Origin of the sequence: Christiangramia marina (assembly GCF_048285865.1) — a bacterium.
Taxonomy (GTDB): domain Bacteria; phylum Bacteroidota; class Bacteroidia; order Flavobacteriales; family Flavobacteriaceae; genus Christiangramia; species Christiangramia marina.
This window is the reverse complement of sequence record NZ_JBLVTK010000002.1, coordinates 188,375-207,798: the sequence shown is the minus strand read 5'-3', so window position 1 is coordinate 207,798 and position 19,424 is coordinate 188,375. Positions and strand designations below refer to the sequence as shown.

The window sequence follows — 19,424 nt, the reverse complement described above, 5'->3', positions numbered from 1 at the left end:
GGAAGTTTATAATTACTCAACTCCATACGTTATTGCAGAAATAGGAGCGAACCATAACGGTGATATGGATTTAGCAAAAGCGATGATTTTATCAGCTAAGGAGGCTGGAGCAGATTGTGTGAAATTTCAATCTTGGACTCCTCAATCCTTAATTGCTAAAGAAGAGTATGATAGAAACCAAGTATATAATGATTCTAAGAAAAAACACTTTGGATCTTTACAGGAAATGGTGAAGAAGTACGCTTTAACTGATGATCAACATAGAGAATTAAAAACTTTCTGTGATAAGAATGATATAGAATTTGCTTCATCTCCATTTTCAAAAAAAGAGGCAGATCTTTTGAATGAAATAGGTGTTTCATTCTTTAAGATCGCTTCTATGGATATCAATTATATCGATTTTATTAAGCATGTAGCATCCTACCAGAAACCTATAATTTTATCTACTGGAATGTCGACATTAAGTGAAATTGAAAGCGCTGTGGAAGCATGTTATAGTGTTGGAAATGATAAGGTTATTTTACTTCATTGTATATCTATTTATCCTCCCGAATACAAGGATATACATCTTAATAATATCAGTACTTTACAAACTGTGTTTGATTTACCAGTAGGGTTTTCTGATCATACTATTGGTACTGCGATCCCACTAGCTTCTGTAGCTTTGGGTAGTTGTTTAATCGAGAAACATTTTACTCTAGATAAAGACTTACCAGGCTGGGATCATGAAATATCCGCTAATCCTGAAGAATTAAAAGTTATTTGTTCAGAATCTAAAAATATTGCAGAAGCTCTTGGTAGTAAAAAGAGGATAGTTTCTGAGGCAGAGGAAAATAAAAAAGACAAGTTTAGACGAAGTTTAGTTATAAGTAGAGCACTTAAAAAAGGTCATGTTATTACGTCAGAAGACTTAACTGCTAAACGTCCAGGAACTCAAATTCCTCCAAATGAAATTGACTTTGTCATTGGAAGAAAATTGAACATCGATATGGAAGAAGATTCTTTATTGAGATGGGAAAATTTAAATTAAATATTTAATAATGGAACTTAGTCATATTCAGATTTCTGAAAATAGAGATATATATTATGCTCTCAATAAACTCAATGCAATAAGAGATGTAAGTAGGCTTATTCTTTTCGTGTGTGAGGAAGATGGGAAAGTTATTGGATCTTTAACTGATGGGGATATAAGAAGATCTCTATCACAAGATGCTGATATTCATAAACCCGTTGGAGTGATCTGTAACAGAAATTTTGTTTTTGAGTATGAGAAAGAAGAATTTTTAGATTTAAAACCTTTCAGAAACACAAACATTAAAATTTTACCCATCTTAGATAAGCAAAAGAAAATGGTGAGAATTATTGATCTGGAAAAGACCAATGCTGTACTACCATTGGAATGTATGATTATGGCAGGTGGAAGGGGTAAGCGCCTTAGTCCTTTAACCGATACAGTTCCTAAACCTATGCTACCTTTAGGCAGCAAGCCTATAATCGAACATAACATTGATCGATTAATAGCATTCGGTATTAAAAAAATCTATATTTCTGTAAAATACCTTGGAGAGCAAATTCAAGAATATTTTGGAGATGGTTCTCAAAAGGGTATAAGTATAGAATATATTTGGGAAGATCAATTTTTGGGAACAGCTGGGGCATTAGCGTTGGTAGATGAGTTTAAATCGGACCATGTGCTATTAATGAATAGTGATTTATTCACCAATGTAGATTTTGAAGATCTTTATCTAGAACTTATAAAAAACAATGCAGATATGGCTGTAGCATCTACTGAATATAAAGTAGATGTACCTTTTGCAGTATTTGAAACAAAGGAAGAACAAGTTTTAGATTTTAAGGAAAAACCATCTTACGTTTATCACTCGAATGCAGGGATATATATATTAAATAAGAAATTAATAGATAATATCCCTAAAAATAAATTTCATGATATCACAGATCTAATGGATAACCTTGTAAAAAATGGGGGGAAACTAGTACATAGTCCAATAATTGGTTTTTGGATTGACATAGGTAAACCTACAGATTATAAACAGGCACAAGAATTTGTAAAGCATATACACTAAGAATTTATTGGGTGTCAACAATAAATTTTTAAACTTTTATCTAATTAAATTATAGTATCGTGAAATCTATTGCATGTATTGTGGCTAGAACAGTTTCCACTAGGTTACCCTTGAAGGTGTTGAGAGATTTATCACCAAAAATGTCAATGATAGAGTTTTTAATTGAGAGATTGAAAACGGTTAACTCAATAGATTCGATTTACATTTGCACTTCTTCTGAACCAGTAGATGATATTCTTGAGGATATTGCAACTAGAAATAATGTAAAAATTTACAGGGGGTCTGCAGATCAAGTGACGGAAAGATTATTAGCTGTTGGGCAAATTGAAAAAGCAGATAATATCATTAGGATTACCGGTGACAATCCTTTTACTTCTATTGAATATATAGATGCTCAAATCGCCTTTTTGAATAAAAAGAATTTGGATTATGTTAGACTTGTAAATGCGCCGATTGGCTCAACTGCAGAGGTTATTAAATATGATGCTTTAAAAAGGTGTCATGAGCAAATGGATCCTAATGTAAGTGAATATTTAATGTTGTTCTTATTTGAACCTAGGAACTTTAAATGTGGTATAATTCAAGTGACTAAAGAAGATACCTCTGAATATTCCTTTACGGTTGATACTGAAGATGATTTGAAAAGGACAAAATTAGTATTAGATCATTTGAATCACTCGAATTTCAGAGAAATTAAGCTCTCAGATTTATTAGATTTATATACAAATGATCGAATTAGAATACCCGCTAAATCTTTTGCTGCTCAGGGAATGGTGAAAATGCCTTACGATAAACTGATTAGTTATGAGGAGTTTTCTGAAGATATGAATAGGAGAAAAATGGAATCTTTAAAAATGAATTTGAATGAATAGTTTCTATTTATATACGGAGACCGCTTTTCACCACCAGGGTGATTTAGAATTTTTAAAAAAATTAATACTTGAATCCAAGAATGCAGGTTCTAAAGGAATTAAGTTTCAAGTTTTAACCAATATAAATGACTTTGTAAGTACATATCATAAGGCTTATAAAGATTTATCATCTTATTGCTTTTCTTTGGAAGAATGGGATCAAATTTTCAGCTACACTGCTAGTATAGGACTGGATATTATAATGATGCCTTTAAATATCGAAGCCTTAGTGCTACTAAAAAATCATGCTGTTAAATACATAGATATTCACTCTGTTTCCTTTAACGATACCAGACTTTTAAATGCGGTTAGAGAGTCCAACATTGATATTATATTAGGTGTTGGGGGTAGAACCTTAGATGAGATTTTTATTCAAAAAAATAATTTTGGTGACAAGTTGAAAATTTTAATGGTCGGTTTTCAGTCATTTCCATCTAAATTGGAAAAAATAAAGTTATCTAAAATTGAACAACTGAAGTGTATTTTTCCAGAATTAGAAATAGGATATGCAGATCATTCTTCGTTTGATGACAAATTTTCAGTTTTAAGTAACGATTACGCGCGCTTATTAGGTGCTACAGTATTTGAAAAACATATTTCCATAACTGAAGGCGAAGATAGAGTTGATGCTGCATCCGCAGTCGATCCCTCTAAGATTACAAATATTATTGATCGCCTAAATTTTATCGAAAAATTTATTATTGATAAAGAAGACTCTTTCGTAATGGAGGAAGAGGAAATTACATATAGGAATAGGCAGCTGGTTTGTGTTGCGGTTGAGGATTTAAAAAGTGGAGAAATTTTGAATGTTGATACTGTAGCTCTTAAAATGATACATGATCCTAGTGATTGTTTCAAAATTCCACGTCAAATTCATGGAAAGGTTTTAAAGAAGAATATTAAAAAAGATCACCCCTTTACTTCAAATCATTTTTGATTTTTGCACAACAATATTTGCCAACATTCTATATTGCTAATTGGATTTACTTTTAAATTTTTTAAATGATAAAAGATAAGATAAAGAATATCAACAGGTATTCAATAAACGAATATTTTGATGAATTCAAAGAAAATTTTAGGGATCTAAATTCGCTACCAACAAAATTAAACCCTCCATTTAAAGCCATCCCTCTTGAATATGAAACGGGCTCTTTAGATTTTTTGAAATTCGAGAACCATATAAAATATATAGATATTCATTTGATGGTGGATGGACGTGAAATAATTGGTTTAAGTGAAGAGCTTAGTTTAGATAATTTGACTGAATATGATGTCGAAAATGATTTTCAGCTATTCAGAGGTCAAGCAATGGAAGAAATCGCTTTGCATCAGGGTGAGTTTTTATTGCTATTTCCAGGAGAAATTCACGTTACTGGAGGTAAATTTGTTGAAAATGAAATTGTGAAGAAAATCGTTTACAAGGTGCCTTTCAATCGTTTAAATCGTGAAAAGATAGGTAATTAACCCTTCCTTCTTATTAAAATTTTGATTTAATACGTGAAAGTGAAGCTAATGCTATGATAGAAATTGATTTTATAAACTCTGCTTACGTAACACTTGAAAGGGGTCTTTCTGAATCTCGAAGAAGAAAAAAGAGACTGGCTACACGATCCGTAATAAAAAACTTTATCAGAATACTTTTTATTAAAAGGGAAAATACTTTTGAGAGTAAATTTTTACTATATCCCAGACCGGAAATTGAAATAATATTTCCAGAAGTAACTGTACTCGACATTAATAAATTTCCATTTTTAAAAAAAGCCTTATTCTTCCTTCAGCTAGGATATATATCACCAAGTGAAAAATTTCGTTTTTGGGCTGCTAAGAAAGGTTACGACTATTTACAGCATTATTTTAGTGCTCCTAATATTACAATAATTAATTGCGGACCATCTATATTAAGCCCATTTCTAGCAAAATTATGTGAAGATAAGCATGATCACAGTAAATATTTTATTATCCAGCATGGTTTATACCAACATCATTATAAGCCTTACGAATTTGAATTCAGTATTAAAGCCTGCAGATCTGTAGTGTGGAGTAATATATTGGCTCAAAACTATATTGCTCTAGGGATGGCCCCTGAAAAAATTCACGTTTTGCCTACTCACTTATTTAGTTCCATAAAGAAACTAAATAAGTCAAAGAAGGTTTTAATTATTGGAGAATCTTTAAATAAAATCCATACAGGAATTGATGATGAATATGAAAAAAGTATAATCCATGTCGTAAATTATTTAAAAAACAATTCATATTACGATGAATTCTATTTTAAAAAGCATCCACGTGCTTTAATAAATAGGAAATTAGATGAGGCTTTTATCGAAAACTCGATTATTTTCCTAGATAGAATAAATTTGAATGATTTTGGTTTGGTCATAGGTGTGGTTTCTACCATGATGATTGAAGCTTTATCTGAAGGCTGTCGAGTATTGCAATTATCATTAAAGATTGGTAACGCTCTAAATATTGGAGATTATTCTTTATTTACGAGTGTTGAAAATTTAGCTGATATAGAAGAGATAGAAGAAAAGATAAATAAATTAGAATCCTTAGAAACTAATTATATACAATCAAATTTTTTACGTGTTGAAAATAATTTCGGTGATTATTATAAAGAATTGATAAGTCGTTATTCTGAGTGAAAATTATATTTTTTCACTCAATCTTTTAGATATACTAACTGTATAAAATGAAAAATCGGAAAATAGATCAAGATATAAGTAGATATACTAAAGGTGCAGGCTCCTTTAATTATTTCAAAGCCTTAAGCAAAAATCCTGGAGCCAGATTTATGTTTTATTTGCGGGGATGAAAAAAATATAGCAAAGAAAAATCCAATTGGTGTGTTATATAGGTTGCTATTTGCATTAATTTCGTCTCGATTTAATATTAAATTACCACATGCTACTTGTGTAGGTAAAGGTCTTTATTTTGGGCATTTGAAGAACATTACTATTAATAAAAATGCAATTGTTGGCGCAAATGTAATATAATGCAGGGTGTAACTGTTGGTAACAAGAGCCGTGGGAAGAGAAAAGGATCTCCAATAATTGGAGATCGTGTGTTAATTGGGCCAAACTCAGTAGTTGTTGGTAAAATTAAAATAGGCAACGATGTTTTAATAAGTCCTCCAACATTAGTTAATTTCGATGTGCCTGACAATGCTGTGGTTTTAGGGAATCCTGCTAAAATTATCGGAAATAATGTAAGTTCCGGTTATTTGAAAAACCGAGTATAGTAATTAATAATAGGAATACCATTTTAAAAATTAAAGTCTTGGGTTCTTTAATAATTTTTTTATGCCTAATTTAAAATCACAAGCTTTACTTGGATTAGTTTGGACTTTCTCTCAGCAATTTGGAACTCAGTTGATAAGCTTTGTAGTTTCAATTATTCTTGCGCGACTTCTATTGCCGGCTGAGTTTGGTCTAATTGGCATGATCGCTGTATTCATTCATGTTGGGGACGCTCTTTTGAAATCTGGTCTAAGTCAGTCCTTGATTAGAAATACTAATAATGAACAAGATGACTATTCCACAGTATTTTTTTTCAACCTCGCTGCGAGCATTATCTTGTATTTAATTATCTACTTAACCGCGCCTCTTATTGCGGACTTTTATGAACAACCTGTACTTGCTGAAATTGTACGACTTTATTGTTTGATTTTTATTATATCAGCTTTTACTGCAGTACAGCAAACAAGAATGACTATCGAAATGGATTTTAAAAAGCAAACGATAATCTCTATTCCATCCATAGTATTGGGGGGGGTAACTGGAATATCGCTGGCTTACTTAGGTTTTGGTGTTTGGAGTTTGGTTTGGAATCAATTAGTAACAGGATTTACTAGAAGTATTCAATTTTGGATATATTCTGACTGGAAACCAACTTTAGAATTTAATGTACAAAAGTTCAAATCGCATCTTAATTTTGGATATAAACTTACTTTATCCACACTAATTCAGAGAATATTTGCAAGTTTATATATACTAGTCATAGGAAAGTTTTTCAGTGCCTCTCAAGTTGGTTTTTATACGAGAGCAGATACAATGAAAAATTTACCCGTAACAAATTTAACTATGGCTTTAGAAAAAGTCACTTTTCCATTATTTGCTAAAATTCAAGATGATGATGAGAAACTAAAACGAGTCTACAAAAGAGTCATTATGATGGTTGTTTTTATAATAGCACCCTTAATGTTATCACTCGGAGTACTGGCGGAGCCCATATTTCGTTTCCTATTCACGGAAAAATGGCTTCCTGCCGTACCTTATTTTCAAATATTATGTATTGCCGGAATCTTCTATCCTTTGCATATATATAATTCCAATGTTTTCATGGTAAAGGGTCGTAGTGATATATTATTAAAATTGACAATGATAAAACAAGCATTGTTAGTGATAGGAGTAATAGTTGCTTTACCATTCGGGGTGATAAGTCTTATGTGGTCTCAGGTAATCGTTTCTATAATTTCCTTCTATATTATTGGCTATTATACGGGAAGGATGATAAATTATTCGGCATGGAAGCAAACTTTGGATATATTACCAATGTTAGGTATCTCAATGGTCGTAGCTGGTGGTATGTACTTTTTGGACAGTAGTTTAAAAAACACCTCAGATGTTGTTAGAATTATTATTGGTACAACTATGAGTGCATGTCTTTATTTATCTCTTAGTTATTTATTAAAGTTTAAATCTTTACTGGATTTAAAGGATCTAACATTATTTAGAAATAGAAAATAGATTGATCAAACGCATGCAAATTGGCAAAAGATTATCAACTAGCTATTTTTCAATTTAGTAGCGTATATATGGTATTGCAAGCAATATAATTATAGTACCAAATTCAGTACTTTTGTGAACTTAAACCTTGGAAACAACAATATCTATTTTGAAGAATTTTAATAACTTAAGAATATTAGCTTATCATACAGTTCATGACTTGGCAAATTTTGAGGATCAATTAATATATATTAAACAAAATTATTCTGTACTATCTACAGATCAAATACCTCAATTCCTTAAGAATAAGATTTTACTTCCCAAGAGACCTTTACTAATAACTTTTGATGATGGAGATCCTAGTGTTTATAGAAATGCTTTTCCAATATTAAAAAAATTTAATATACCGGCTATATTATTTGTTGTAACAGATTTGATTAATTCTAAAAAGCCTTTCTGGTGGGATGAAGTAGAATATTATTTGGGAAAAGTAGAGGGTAACAGGAAAGTTTGGGAAATAAAAGACTGGCCAAACATGCAGAGAGTAGAATACCTGGAGAATTTAAGAAAAACTTCAACCAAACCCAGATTAAATTTTGATCAGCTTAATCTAAAGCAAATACGAGAGATGCAGGCTTCGGGTATTACTATTGCAAACCATTCTCATACTCATCCCATGTTAGATCAATGTACTTTAGAAGAGGTAGATTATGAAATAAAATGTTCTACGGAAAAATTGAAAGAGTTAAACTTTTGTCATGATATTTTTGCATATCCAAATGGTAATCATTCTATTATAACAGAATCTGTTTTAAGTAAATATGGAATTGAAAAGGCTTTTCTTTTTGATCACAAAATAACGAAGTCTACTAATCACCCATTTCGAATATCTCGTCTCATTGTAAATGATCATACACCATTGTGGAAATTTAAATTAATTCTTAGCGGATTTCACGGTCGGATATTACCAATCACGAGATTTGTTGGGAAAATAAAATCTAAGATAAGAAGTAAAAATGAATATATTAATAATTATAGATAGTTTAGGATCCGGAGGAGCAGAAAGATCCACGGCGGTTATTTCTGATTATCTTTTTGAAAAGCAAGTACCATTTACCATAATCTGTTTAGATAGAAAGGAGATTGGAGTTCAGCAGAAATTGCAAGAGAGGGGATATGATATTCGATTTTTAGAAAAAGGTAGTTTTTATAAGCAATCTAAGTTAATCTCTAAGATTATAAATGAGGGTGATTATTGTGTGGTTCATAGTATCCTATTTCGTAGTAATTTAAGAACCAGATTTGCAAAATTATTCGTAAAATTCAATCATCTAGAGAGTCTAGTCAATACGACATATTCCAAAGTTAGATTTGAGGATAAAAGAGTAAATTCTAAACTACTATCAATATATAAGAAAATAGACGCCATTACCGCTAGAAAATTTGTAGATCATTTTCATAGTATTACCCATACTGTTAAAAATCATTATATAGATGAACTTCATTTAAACGGTAATAATTTTACGGTTATATATAGAGGACGAAAACCTCTTTTAGAAAACTATATATCTAAGCCTACGACAGATTTACCCCGTCTCATTAATCTAGGGAGACATGAATTTCAAAAGGGACAATTGAATTTGTTGAAGGCAGTTCACGAATTAAACAAGCAAGGTTATCGATTTACACTAGATATATATGGAAGAGAAGGACAAGTTACTAGTGAGTTAAAAGCTTTCATTGCTAAAAATGCCCTTTCTGAAATAGCTTTTCTCCGGGGATTTAGTCATGATGTACCTCAAAAGTTATTAGAATCCGATATATTCGTCTTTCCTTCTCTTTATGAGGGTCTTGGTGGATCGATGATTGAAGCTCAATCGGCAGCTCTTCCAATCGCCTGTAATGACATCCCCGTTTTGAGAGAAGTCGTTAATGGTGAGCAAAACGCACAGCTTTTCAATGTGGATAATGTAGAAAGCATCGTGATAGCTATTAAATTCTTTCTAGATAATCCTGAAAAGATGCATGAATATGGAAAGCGTAGTCTAATGAATTTTGAGGCTAATTTTCTTGAAAAACAAAATAATGCTAAAATGCTAGAATTGTACGAAAATCTTTGTAAATGATACGGTTTCACAAGAATTCAATTCTAAAGTATTGGTATAACTATAATCTGTAAACATATCAAGAAATTATTTAAAAAAACTTATTCTAAAATTTTTAAAACCTTCGCGGGATTTCCACCAGAGATAGTCCAATCCGGAACGTCCTTAGTGACAACGGATCCTGCGGCTACAATTGATCCAAAACCAATTGTAACCCCCGGCATAATTATACTTCCCATACCTACAACACATCCTTTTTTCAGTACCACAGGAGCTTTCTTGTAGCCAAAATCATTATATCTAGATAGTTTTTTATAATGAGTTAAATCTCTTTTATGACATAGGATTAGGCAACGTGCGGCTATCCAGGCATCATCTTGAATAGTAATCAATGGTGCATTGTGAACATCAAAATAAACATCTAGTCCTATCGCTACTCCTTGACCTACATTACAACCCGTCATTTTCCATATATAAGGTCTAAGACGCGTATCAATTCTATTTAACAGTATAGAATTTTTGGAAAATTTCATAAGCCAGAAATTTTTAATTATTTTACCTTTAAGTAAAACTGCGCGTGGTAATTTTAAGATTTTCTTCAATTTTTTTATCCAAATTTATAAAATTGTATTGGAATGTATTGATCAACTGACTTAAATAAGGAAGTATTTAGTAGTAATCAGGAATAATGTTGCATAATTTTAATCTGTGCACATGGCATTGATAATTTTTACTTAATTTTGATTATTGCTTAATCTTATTCGATAAACAAAAGTTATTGAAACTTAGAATACTTCATCTAATACAAAAACCTCAAAATAGGGGCGCGGAAACATTCGCAAGTCAACTTGCAAACCATCAAAAAGCTAAGGGTAATATTGTCAAAATAGTATCTGTTTTTGATGGTAAAGCAAATTTGCCTTGGAAAGAACCAATTGATAGCATTAATGCTTCAAAAAAATTTCGATTTCTCGACTTTAAGGCTTGGAAAAATCTGAATAAAATTATCAGGGAATTTAACCCTGATTTAATACAGGCTAATGCCGGTGATACTCTGAAATATGCTGTTTTTTCAAAAAAAATATATGGTTGGGATTATCCTATTTTTTTTAGAAACGCGAGTGAGGTCGGGCGGTACTTAAAGAGTCCGTTTCAGAAAAAATTTAATAGTTTTCTATATAAAAATGTAGATCATATTGTATCTGTTTCCAGGGCTTCCGAGAAAGATATTTTAATGAACTTTCCGTTTCTTGAAAATAAAACTACGGTAATTCCCGTTGGTTTGGAGTCTATCTCCAATATTAAAGAATTAGAGCTTCAACCAAATAACAGCAAACATGTTATCCACGTTGGCGGTTTTAGTTTTGAAAAAAATCACGAGGCGCTTGTAAGAATTTTCGAAAAACTTTCTTATTCAATTAGTAATATTCACTTACATCTTATAGGAGATGGCCCGTTGAGATCTCGCATTGAATCAATTGTAGAGGAAAAAGGGCTGTCATCCAAAATCACTTTTCACGGCTATATAGACGAGCCTTTACCGTATATCAAAGCTGCAGATGTATTAGTCCTCCCAAGTATTATTGAGGGGCTTCCTGCAGTACTATTGGAAGCTATGTATTGTGAAACATCAGTCATTGCATATGGAGTAGGAGGTATAAAAGAGATTGTATTCTCCGGTAAAACTGGAAAAATTATACAAAAAAATGATGAAAATGGTTTCGTAGATGCTTTGAAAGAAAACCTTCAGCAATTACCGAATGAAGGTTCTGAAATTATGCAGGCCAAAAAAATGGTTTCTGAAAAATTCTCAAACGATTTTATTGCAACCCAGTTTTTGCAATGCTATCGACGAGTGTTTGATAGTAGTTATAATATTCCAGAGATTTCTGAAATGAAAATATTACAACTTGTAACCAAGCGCCAATATCGAGGTGCAGAACTTTTCGCTGCTGATTTAAGTAAGGAATTAATTGACCTTGGACACCAAGTTTATTTTATTGGAATATACGATAATGAAGACCAAGTATTAGAGGTTGAAGGAGCTGTTAATAGAGATCTGGTAAACTCTAAAAGAGGTGTGTTTTCTATTAGAGTAGTAAAAGAGTTAGTGAAATTCATAAATGACATAAAACCAGACGTAATTCAATGTAATGGATCTGATACTCTAAAATATGCTATTGCAGCGTCGTTATTTACTAACAAAATCCCGCTGGTGTATCGTAACATTAGTATAATTAGTGAATGGGTTTCAAATAAACCCAAAAAGATTTTATACAAAAGAATGTTCAACCGGATTGCACATGTAACATCAGTTGGAGATGAAGCTCTCGCAGATTTCATCAAAACTTATAAATATCCTACAGAGAGAGCTGAGGTTATTAGGAGAGGAATTCCAATCAAAGGTGTGAATAGAATGGAGCTTTCTAATAATCTAAGAAAAAATCTTTCTCTTAAAAAGAGCGACCAAATTGTGATACATATTGGGAATTTTAGTCCTGAAAAAAATCATGAATTTCTCATTAATATCTTTAGTGACTTAAAAGAAACACAGCCGCACATAAAGTTAATTTGTGTGGGAAGCGGAATTTTATTCGAAGAAATAAAAGGACTTATTAAATTACTTGATTTGAGAGAAACCGTATTTTTGTTGGGTTTCAGGCAGGATATACCAGAGTTACTTGCGGCCTCAGACTGTATAGTTTTAACAAGTAAGGTTGAAGGTGTTCCAGGTGTCATATTGGAAGCTGGGACTCAAAAAATACCAGCGGTAGCAACTAATGTTGGCGGAGTAAAAGAAGCATTGATCGATGGAAAAACAGGTTTTTTAATTGATGGATTTGATAGAACAAAGTTTAAGAATAAACTGGTGGAATTAATGACTGATGATAAGTTGAGAAAAAAATTTGGTGAGAATGCCTATGAAATGATTTCAAAAGGATATGATCCAAAATTAAATGCAAGAAAATTTGAAAAGCTTTATCAGAGACTAATAGAGGAAAGTGTTTAATAAAAAATTAATTCAAAAGGATTTTGAAAAAAAATTCCAGAATTGTAAAGTAATCGAATGCTAAATCTTAGAAAGCATAATATTTTAAGGAAAAATAGTTTATTTGGTAAGTTGATACGTTTACCACTATTAATGGTACCTAAAAATAAAGCTATTTCGGTATTGTCCGGACCATTAAAGGGTGCGAAATGGATCGTTGGATCTCATAATCACAGCGCATGGCTAGGTACTTACGAAACCAATCAAACCTTAATTTTTGCTGATAAATGTAAGGGGCTTAAAGTTTTTTGGGATTTAGGTGCACATGCAGGATATTATACCCTTTTATTCAAAACCGTTAATAAAGACTCTTCTGTTTTTGCTTTCGAACCTATTGCAAATAACGTAAGTTATTTTCAACGGCACTTAGAACTTAATCATATAAATAATGTGGTACTATTTGAAAAAGCGGTATCTAATGAAGAAGGTGTTTTAAAATTTGCCAGAGGTAATTCTGTGGGTGGTAAATTGAGTGAAGGAGGAGATATGACGGTTTCTGTGTTTAAGTTAAGTAAAATACTTGAGGAGCAGGCAATAGAATTTCCGGATATTATTAAAATGGATATTGAAGGTGCTGAATTTAAAGTTTTACAGGATTTGAAACCTCATTTGTTGTCAAAAAAGAAGCCGATCATTTTTCTTTCAACTCATGGAAAAAAGGTACAGGAGCAATGTCTTAAATTGATGGAAACATTAGATTATAAAATAACTCCTTTAGACCCCAAGAATCCTCGAAATACTAAGGAATATTTGCTAGAGCCATAAATTAGATATTTCAAGATTTCAAATCACCATGCTTTTTCAAAAGAATTTTTGGAAAATGACTTATCGGAATTCTTAAATACCGAACCGTTTGGATTTTCCGAAATATAATCAGTCTTAGCATTAAAAATTTTTGATAGTATAGCTAGAGGTGTAAGAATTAGGAAAAACAGAAAGGTTAATAAAATGGTTGGAACTATATGACTAAGTACTTGAGCTAACCCGTTCCATAATTTTTCAATGGTATTAGATATAGTTTCAGAGAAAAGACTAACCGCCATAATTCCTATCAGGCAATAATTTAAAATTGTAGAGTTCAAAAATAAATTTATTACCAAAAAACCAAAAATAATGGAAAGTATCGTAGTGTGAGATTTCATTTAAAAGAGAGGATATACAAACGGTGATAAGGCACTACTTGCTGCAACGATACTTAGAAAACCTATAACTACCAGGATTATGATCACAGGGAGTAACCAAAATTTCTTTTTCTGCCACAAATAAGAAAATAATTCTTTCATACTTAAAAGTCAAAATAGATGAATTGCTGCGGATTTTTTTCAAAATTAAGTATTAATAAAGTTATAATCAACATATAGGTGATTATTCTCAGTGGTTTAAAACCTATTTTGAAAGGTGCCCTTTCGTCCATTCGCACATGCCACTCTAGTACTATCAAAAGGAATACATATATAAACAATTTCACGTTTGGAAGTACGCTGAATTCAATTGGATACCACATTTTGCTCAAATACTCAATAGCCTGAAACAAATTTTCGCTTCTAAAAAACACCCATCCAACAGTGACTAAAAGGAATGTTTTTATAATTGATAAAAATGTTTGGAAAGAGGGCAGGTAGGAATTTGGCGCAATTTCTCCAAGGTAGTTTCTATTAGATCTTTTAGCAAATGAAGGCAAGAATAAACAAGCATGAAAAAGCCCCCAAATTACAAAATTCCAATTGGCACCGTGCCATAGCCCACTTACTAAAAATACGATAAATACATTCCGGATTGATTTCCAGATTGTTGTTCTCGAACCGCCTAATGGAATGTACAGGTAATCCCTAAACCATGTAGTTAAAGAGATATGCCATCTTCTCCAAAATTCTCCTATATTTCTTGCGAAATATGGGAATCTGAAATTTGACATTAATTCAATTCCGAAGAGTTTGGATGTGCCAATGGCGACATCGGAATAACCACTGAAATCACAATAAATTTGAAAAGCGAAATAAATTGCACCTAGCCATAGGGTTCCTCCACTATGATCCTGATAATTGGCAAAAATGCGATCGACTTCTGGAGCCAGAGAGTCGGCTATGACTACTTTTTTAAATAACCCCCATAAGATAAGATTTAATCCCTGAAATACCTGTTCTTTCCGAAAATCTCTTTTTGATAGAATTTGTGGTAAAAAATTAGTAGCTCTTTCAATTGGTCCAGCCACTAACTGAGGAAAGAATGACACGAATGCAGCGAAAGAAATGAAATCTTTAGTTGGTTTTAGATTATTTCTATAAATATCGATGGTATAAGACATTGTTTGAAATGTATAGAAAGAAATACCTACTGGTAAGATGATATTCAAAGTCCAAAGACTTTCATTTGAATATCCAAATCTATTTAATAAGCTTATCCATGAATCAATGAAGAAATTGTAATATTTAAAGAATCCTAATAGTCCTAGATTACAAAGAATACTGAGACTTAGTAAAACCTTTTGTTTTTCCCTAGCAGCATTTGGAAGTTTTAATCCAACAGAATAATCTATTATGGTAGAAATAAAAATTAATAGAAGAAATCTGTAGTCCCACCATCCATAGAATATGTAAGAACTTAGTAGCACTAAAAAATTCTGAAGTTTGAGATTTTTTGTTAGAGACCAATAGATAGTAAAAACTATCGGTAGGAAGATCAAGAAATTTAAGGAATTGAAAAGCATTACTTAATCTCTGGTAACATACTGTCAGAAAGCTGTGTAGCCATTAATTTGTGGCCGTACACGTTAGGATGTGAATCCCCTGGGATAATTTGCAATTTTTCAAAGGAAATATCTCTCAGAGAACCATAAAAATCTATCACTTCAAAGTTAAATTCTTCAGCGATAGTTTTCATTTTATCATGAATGGATAGAAAAGGGTAATTTTTTAGAAAGTGAATGTCGGGAATAAGAGCGAAGAATATTTGGATATTATTTTTTGATGCATATTCCGAAAGTTTGCGAAGCGAACTTATCATGGTTTTAAAGCCTGGATTCTCCGGCTGATAGAGCCGTTTGTAATAGCTTTCCAAATCTCCACCACTACTTGAGGTCATTTTTTTTACAGCGATGCTTAGAGATGCAGTAAGGGCACTATTTCTTAGAAGCCAATTTTCTGATCCCATTGGAAGCTGTTCTACATCATTAATAAAATAGTTTACTACAATAATATCCGGATTTACGGTATTTTGATTTCTCAGAAAGTTCTCAACGTATCTGAAAGTATTATAATTACCTACAGATCCATTTAGGACCTGATAATCTGGCTTCTCTTTTTTCAGCTGATTTACGAAAATACCCACATAACTACTATCTTTATCTACTCCCCAACCCAGGCTTATGGATGAACCAATAAATAGAATTTTTTTCTTTTCTGGATCGGGTTCTTCTGAACGCATTCCCAGAGAGTTTAAATCTATTGCAACATTTTGTAGGGTTGCGGCTGCATTTTTGCGATGTGTATGTCCTAAAAATGAATCTTTCTTTTTTAAATTTTTAGCATATTTCCACATTTCAATATCGTAATTCTTCATGTCAGAATTTATAACTCTGATGGTAATTTCAATGAAGATTAAACCAACCACTAAAATAATAATAGAAATTAGGACTTCTTTAAATTTCTTCATGTTGAATTATTCTTAATAGAAAATTTGAAATCACCTCAGAAACTTTTTGGCTTCCCTCATCGGTAAGGTGAATTCCATCCTCCTTGTTCACAAAATTGTTATTCAACTCCACTCGTTCATGAAGCTTGATTATCGAAAGATCGTATTCCTCTGCTTTACTATTAATTAGCAAATTCAACTCTGGAATAAGAGTTTCTACATAATAATTAGCCTCATGAGAATTGAATATTCCTTTTTTAATAAGATTTCTTTTTACTAATTCTGGCACATAATAATCTGTTGAGAGAATAGGAGTGATGCTATAAATTAAACAGGTGTTTATGAAAACTTCCAGTTGGCTTCTATATTGATTTAAAATTCTTTCCTGATCCTCTGGAGAAAAATCTTTTTTCTGGAAATCAGATATATTACTATTCAATCGGAACTTTCTAATCTGCAACCATAAATTTGGAAAAAAAGTGTCCTTAATATTTTTTAATAATGAATTAGCCGCTTTTTCTTCTATCAAATACCTTTTTGATCCATCCCAATAGGATCGGTTTTTAGAAAGATACAGCATATCAATCAAAGATGAGGAGAGCACAACATACTGCGGTTTTATAGGAATAATTTTAGTGGTGAGAATTAAGTTGCTTGCAGAAAGTAAATTTCCGCCAACACCTGCATTTCTTGAAATATAATTGGTTCCAAGTTCTTGATTTAAGTTTTTAATTGATAAGAAAGGGTAACGATTAACTTCTCGTACATTTTCATTTTCTACCGTGCTGGATCCCAGAAATATGAAGTCTATCTCGTTTGTAGAAGTCTCGTTAGGGCCAAGAATAAAACCATATTGATCCGTATTTTTAAAATTTGGTTTTTTATTCCTGTCAATCTCGTCATTTCCAATTTTTAGGGAGGAATTAGGTGTATTTTCCTTGAAATTTATATTTCGCGATAAGCCTTCTTTTTCAGCGCTAATCATTCCCATTATTGGATCGATTAAAATTAGAAGAAGTAGAATTACAAATAAATTGATAAGACTCAACTTAATTATTCTAAAAAGTTTTTTCTTAGTCATTCTTGAAAATTTGCCTTTCAATTTGTCCGCTTTGCTGATCTTTTTTATAGAGGAAATTGTTGATCACCAGATAGTCCATTTCAGTAGACATAAAGCACTTATAGGCGTCCTCTGGAGTGTTAACAATCGGTTCCCCTCTTACGTTGAAACTGGTATTTATTAAAACGCCAATTCCGGTAATTTTTTTGAATTCATTAATTAAATTCCAGTATTTTGGGTTGGTATTTTTAGAGACAGTTTGAATTCTAGCACTAAAATCCACATGTGTTATCGCCTGAAGCAAGCTACGTTGTGTATACAGTTTATCTCTGTAATCCATTTCGGAATAATTTTCTGGAACTCTTAATTTAATATTTTCCTTTACATTTTTAACCAATAACATGTAAGGGCTTTTAAGCTTATCCTCAAAATACATTGAATAATCTTCCTCCAGGACTGATGGAGCAAATGGTCTAAAACCTTCTCTATACTTGATTTTGAGGTTAAGTTTCTTCTGCATTTCGGGATTTCTGGGATCTGCAAGTATAGATCTATTTCCTAGAGCTCTAGGACCAAATTCAGATCTACCCTGAAACCATCCAATAACGTTTCCCTCTGATAACAGCTTGGCTACAATACTGTATAAATCAGGATATTCCAGTTGTGAAGTTTGTGCCTTAAATTTTCTATTGACGAAATGAATTTCTTTGGCAGAGTAATACGGTCCAAGGTAGCTACCATGCATTAGATCATAAGAATCGGTATAGTATCTTTTTAGACCGTAATACATGTGATTTACTGCCAACGCACATCCTAAGGCACCACCAGCATCCCCGGAAGCTGGTTGAATGTAAATGTTGTCAAAAATACCCAGGTCGTGAATCTTGCCATTAGCCACACAATTGAGGGCCACACCCCCAGACAGGCACAGATTATTGGAGTTAGTGAGTCTTTTTGCTTCTTTAGCCATCAAAACAACAATCTCTTCGGTCACCTGTTGTATGGCGAAAGCCAGATTACAATGAGACTGTTGCAGTTGATCTTCTTCATTTCTAAGTTTCAAACCAAAAAGGGATTCAAATTTCTCAGAATTAATCATTCTATTTCCCGTAGTATATTTGAAATAGTTCTGATGAATAAAGATTGAGCCGTCCTCCTTGATATCAACAATTTCTTCTTTGATTTTACTAATGTATGAGAGAGTCTCTTTAGCAGAAGGATTGCCGTATGGAGCAAGACCCATTAATTTGTACTCTCCGGAATTAACTCTGAAACCCAGATAATATGTAAAAGCACTATAAAGCAGTCCCAATGAATGTGGGAAATAAAGCTCTTTTAAAAATTCTATATTTTCTTCTTCACCCTTAGCTATAGAGGCAGTACACCATTCTCCAACGCCATCAATAGTTAGAATAGCCGATTCATTAAAATTCGATACATAGAAACTACTTGCAGCATGGGATAAATGATGCTCTGAAAATAGTATCTTTGCTTTTTTCTTATTGAAATTTGGATCGACTTCTTTTAAATTATCTTTTAAAAGCTTCCTGAAAAAGATCTTTTCTTTTGTCCAAACCGGCATAGATTTTAAAAAAGATAACAACCCTCTAGGGGCTACGGCATAATAAGTACTAAGCAATCTTTCAAACTTCGGTAACGGTTTGTCGTAAAAAACAATAGCATCGAGCTCGTTCAAAGTTAGACCAGCTTCCTCTAGACAATAGATAATAGAATTTTTTGGAAATTCAGGCGTGTGTTTTATTCGTGTAAACCTTTCTTCCTGTGCTGCAGCGAGAATTTTATTATCTACAATAATACTTGCAGCTGAGTCGTGATAAAAGCTTGATATTCCTAGTAT

18 protein-coding genes are annotated in these 19,424 nt (G+C 32.2%); 12 read left to right on the top strand and 6 right to left on the bottom strand.

What is annotated here, in order from left to right; translation table 11 throughout:
- The 10 genes from ACNKXS_RS07420 to ACNKXS_RS07375 form a co-directional block, all read left to right on the top strand.
- On the top strand, window positions 1-1,030 hold a 1,030-nt coding region (locus ACNKXS_RS07420; protein ID WP_417920325.1), incomplete at its 5' end, for an N-acetylneuraminate synthase family protein.
- A gap of 10 nt (window positions 1,031-1,040) precedes the next feature.
- Entirely contained in the window at window positions 1,041-2,084 is a 1,044-nt protein-coding gene (locus ACNKXS_RS07415) for a nucleotidyltransferase family protein (RefSeq protein ID WP_417920324.1), read from the top strand.
- Between the two features lie 59 nt (window positions 2,085-2,143).
- On the top strand, window positions 2,144-2,956 hold the full coding sequence (locus ACNKXS_RS07410) for a cytidylyltransferase domain-containing protein (RefSeq protein WP_417920323.1): 813 nt from the start codon (window positions 2,144-2,146) through the stop codon (window positions 2,954-2,956).
- Window positions 2,949-3,932, top strand: a complete 984-nt coding sequence (locus ACNKXS_RS07405; protein ID WP_417920322.1) for an N-acetylneuraminate synthase family protein — start codon at window positions 2,949-2,951, stop codon at window positions 3,930-3,932. The genes ACNKXS_RS07410 and ACNKXS_RS07405 overlap by 8 nt, the downstream gene beginning before the upstream one ends.
- 65 nt (window positions 3,933-3,997) lie before the next feature.
- Window positions 3,998-4,459, top strand: a complete 462-nt coding sequence (locus tag ACNKXS_RS07400; protein ID WP_417920321.1) for a NanQ anomerase/TabA/YiaL family protein — start codon at window positions 3,998-4,000, stop codon at window positions 4,457-4,459.
- Window positions 4,460-4,512: 53 nt separating this feature from the next.
- Window positions 4,513-5,640 (top strand): hypothetical protein, encoded by a 1,128-nt coding sequence (locus ACNKXS_RS07395; protein ID WP_417920320.1) that lies wholly within the window; start codon window positions 4,513-4,515, stop codon window positions 5,638-5,640.
- Window positions 5,641-5,990: 350 nt separating this feature from the next.
- Window positions 5,991-6,236, top strand: coding sequence for a hypothetical protein (locus tag ACNKXS_RS07390; RefSeq protein ID WP_417920319.1), 246 nt, complete (start codon window positions 5,991-5,993; stop codon window positions 6,234-6,236).
- A 61-nt stretch (window positions 6,237-6,297) separates the two neighbouring features.
- Entirely contained in the window at window positions 6,298-7,743 is a 1,446-nt protein-coding gene (locus ACNKXS_RS07385) for a lipopolysaccharide biosynthesis protein (RefSeq protein WP_417920318.1), read from the top strand.
- Between the two features lie 127 nt (window positions 7,744-7,870).
- Window positions 7,871-8,764, top strand: coding sequence for a polysaccharide deacetylase family protein (locus tag ACNKXS_RS07380; RefSeq protein ID WP_417920317.1), 894 nt, complete (start codon window positions 7,871-7,873; stop codon window positions 8,762-8,764).
- Window positions 8,739-9,848, top strand: a complete 1,110-nt coding sequence (locus tag ACNKXS_RS07375; RefSeq protein ID WP_417920316.1) for a glycosyltransferase family 4 protein — start codon at window positions 8,739-8,741, stop codon at window positions 9,846-9,848. Before ACNKXS_RS07380 ends, ACNKXS_RS07375 begins: the two co-directional genes overlap by 26 nt.
- Window positions 9,849-9,928: 80 nt before the next feature.
- Here the strand turns inward: ACNKXS_RS07375 and ACNKXS_RS07370 are convergent, their stop codons facing one another.
- Window positions 9,929-10,429, bottom strand: coding sequence for an acyltransferase (locus ACNKXS_RS07370; RefSeq protein WP_417920315.1), 501 nt, complete (start codon window positions 10,427-10,429; stop codon window positions 9,929-9,931).
- 176 nt (window positions 10,430-10,605) lie between these two features.
- On the opposite strand from ACNKXS_RS07370, the gene ACNKXS_RS07365 reads away from it, so the two are divergent.
- Both ACNKXS_RS07365 and ACNKXS_RS07360 read left to right on the top strand, forming a co-directional pair.
- Complete coding sequence (locus ACNKXS_RS07365) at window positions 10,606-12,837, top strand: glycosyltransferase (RefSeq protein ID WP_417920314.1); 2,232 nt, start codon at window positions 10,606-10,608, stop codon at window positions 12,835-12,837.
- A gap of 57 nt (window positions 12,838-12,894) precedes the next feature.
- On the top strand, window positions 12,895-13,641 hold the full coding sequence (locus ACNKXS_RS07360) for an FkbM family methyltransferase (protein WP_417920313.1): 747 nt from the start codon (window positions 12,895-12,897) through the stop codon (window positions 13,639-13,641).
- A gap of 377 nt (window positions 13,642-14,018) precedes the next feature.
- On the opposite strand, the gene ACNKXS_RS07355 is transcribed toward ACNKXS_RS07360, so the two are convergent.
- The 5 genes from ACNKXS_RS07355 to ACNKXS_RS07335 form a co-directional block, all read right to left on the bottom strand.
- Window positions 14,019-14,159: a DUF5989 family protein gene (locus ACNKXS_RS07355; RefSeq protein ID WP_417920312.1), complete on the bottom strand. Its 141-nt coding sequence runs from the start codon at window positions 14,157-14,159 to the stop codon at window positions 14,019-14,021.
- Window positions 14,160-14,161: 2 nt separating this feature from the next.
- A complete protein-coding gene (locus ACNKXS_RS07350) occupies window positions 14,162-15,583 on the bottom strand; it encodes an MBOAT family O-acyltransferase (RefSeq protein ID WP_417920311.1) in 1,422 nt (473 codons plus the stop codon).
- A complete protein-coding gene (locus tag ACNKXS_RS07345; RefSeq protein ID WP_417920310.1) occupies window positions 15,583-16,527 on the bottom strand; it encodes an SGNH/GDSL hydrolase family protein in 945 nt (314 codons plus the stop codon). The genes ACNKXS_RS07350 and ACNKXS_RS07345 overlap by 1 nt, the downstream gene beginning before the upstream one ends.
- The gene (locus ACNKXS_RS07340) at window positions 16,514-17,587 is read right to left on the bottom strand and encodes a hypothetical protein (protein ID WP_417920309.1); all 1,074 of its coding nucleotides are present in this window, start codon (window positions 17,585-17,587) and stop codon (window positions 16,514-16,516) included. Before ACNKXS_RS07340 ends, ACNKXS_RS07345 begins: the two co-directional genes overlap by 14 nt.
- On the bottom strand, window positions 17,580-19,424 hold a 1,845-nt coding region (locus ACNKXS_RS07335), incomplete at its 5' end, for a carbamoyltransferase family protein (RefSeq protein ID WP_417920308.1). The genes ACNKXS_RS07340 and ACNKXS_RS07335, both read right to left, overlap by 8 nt.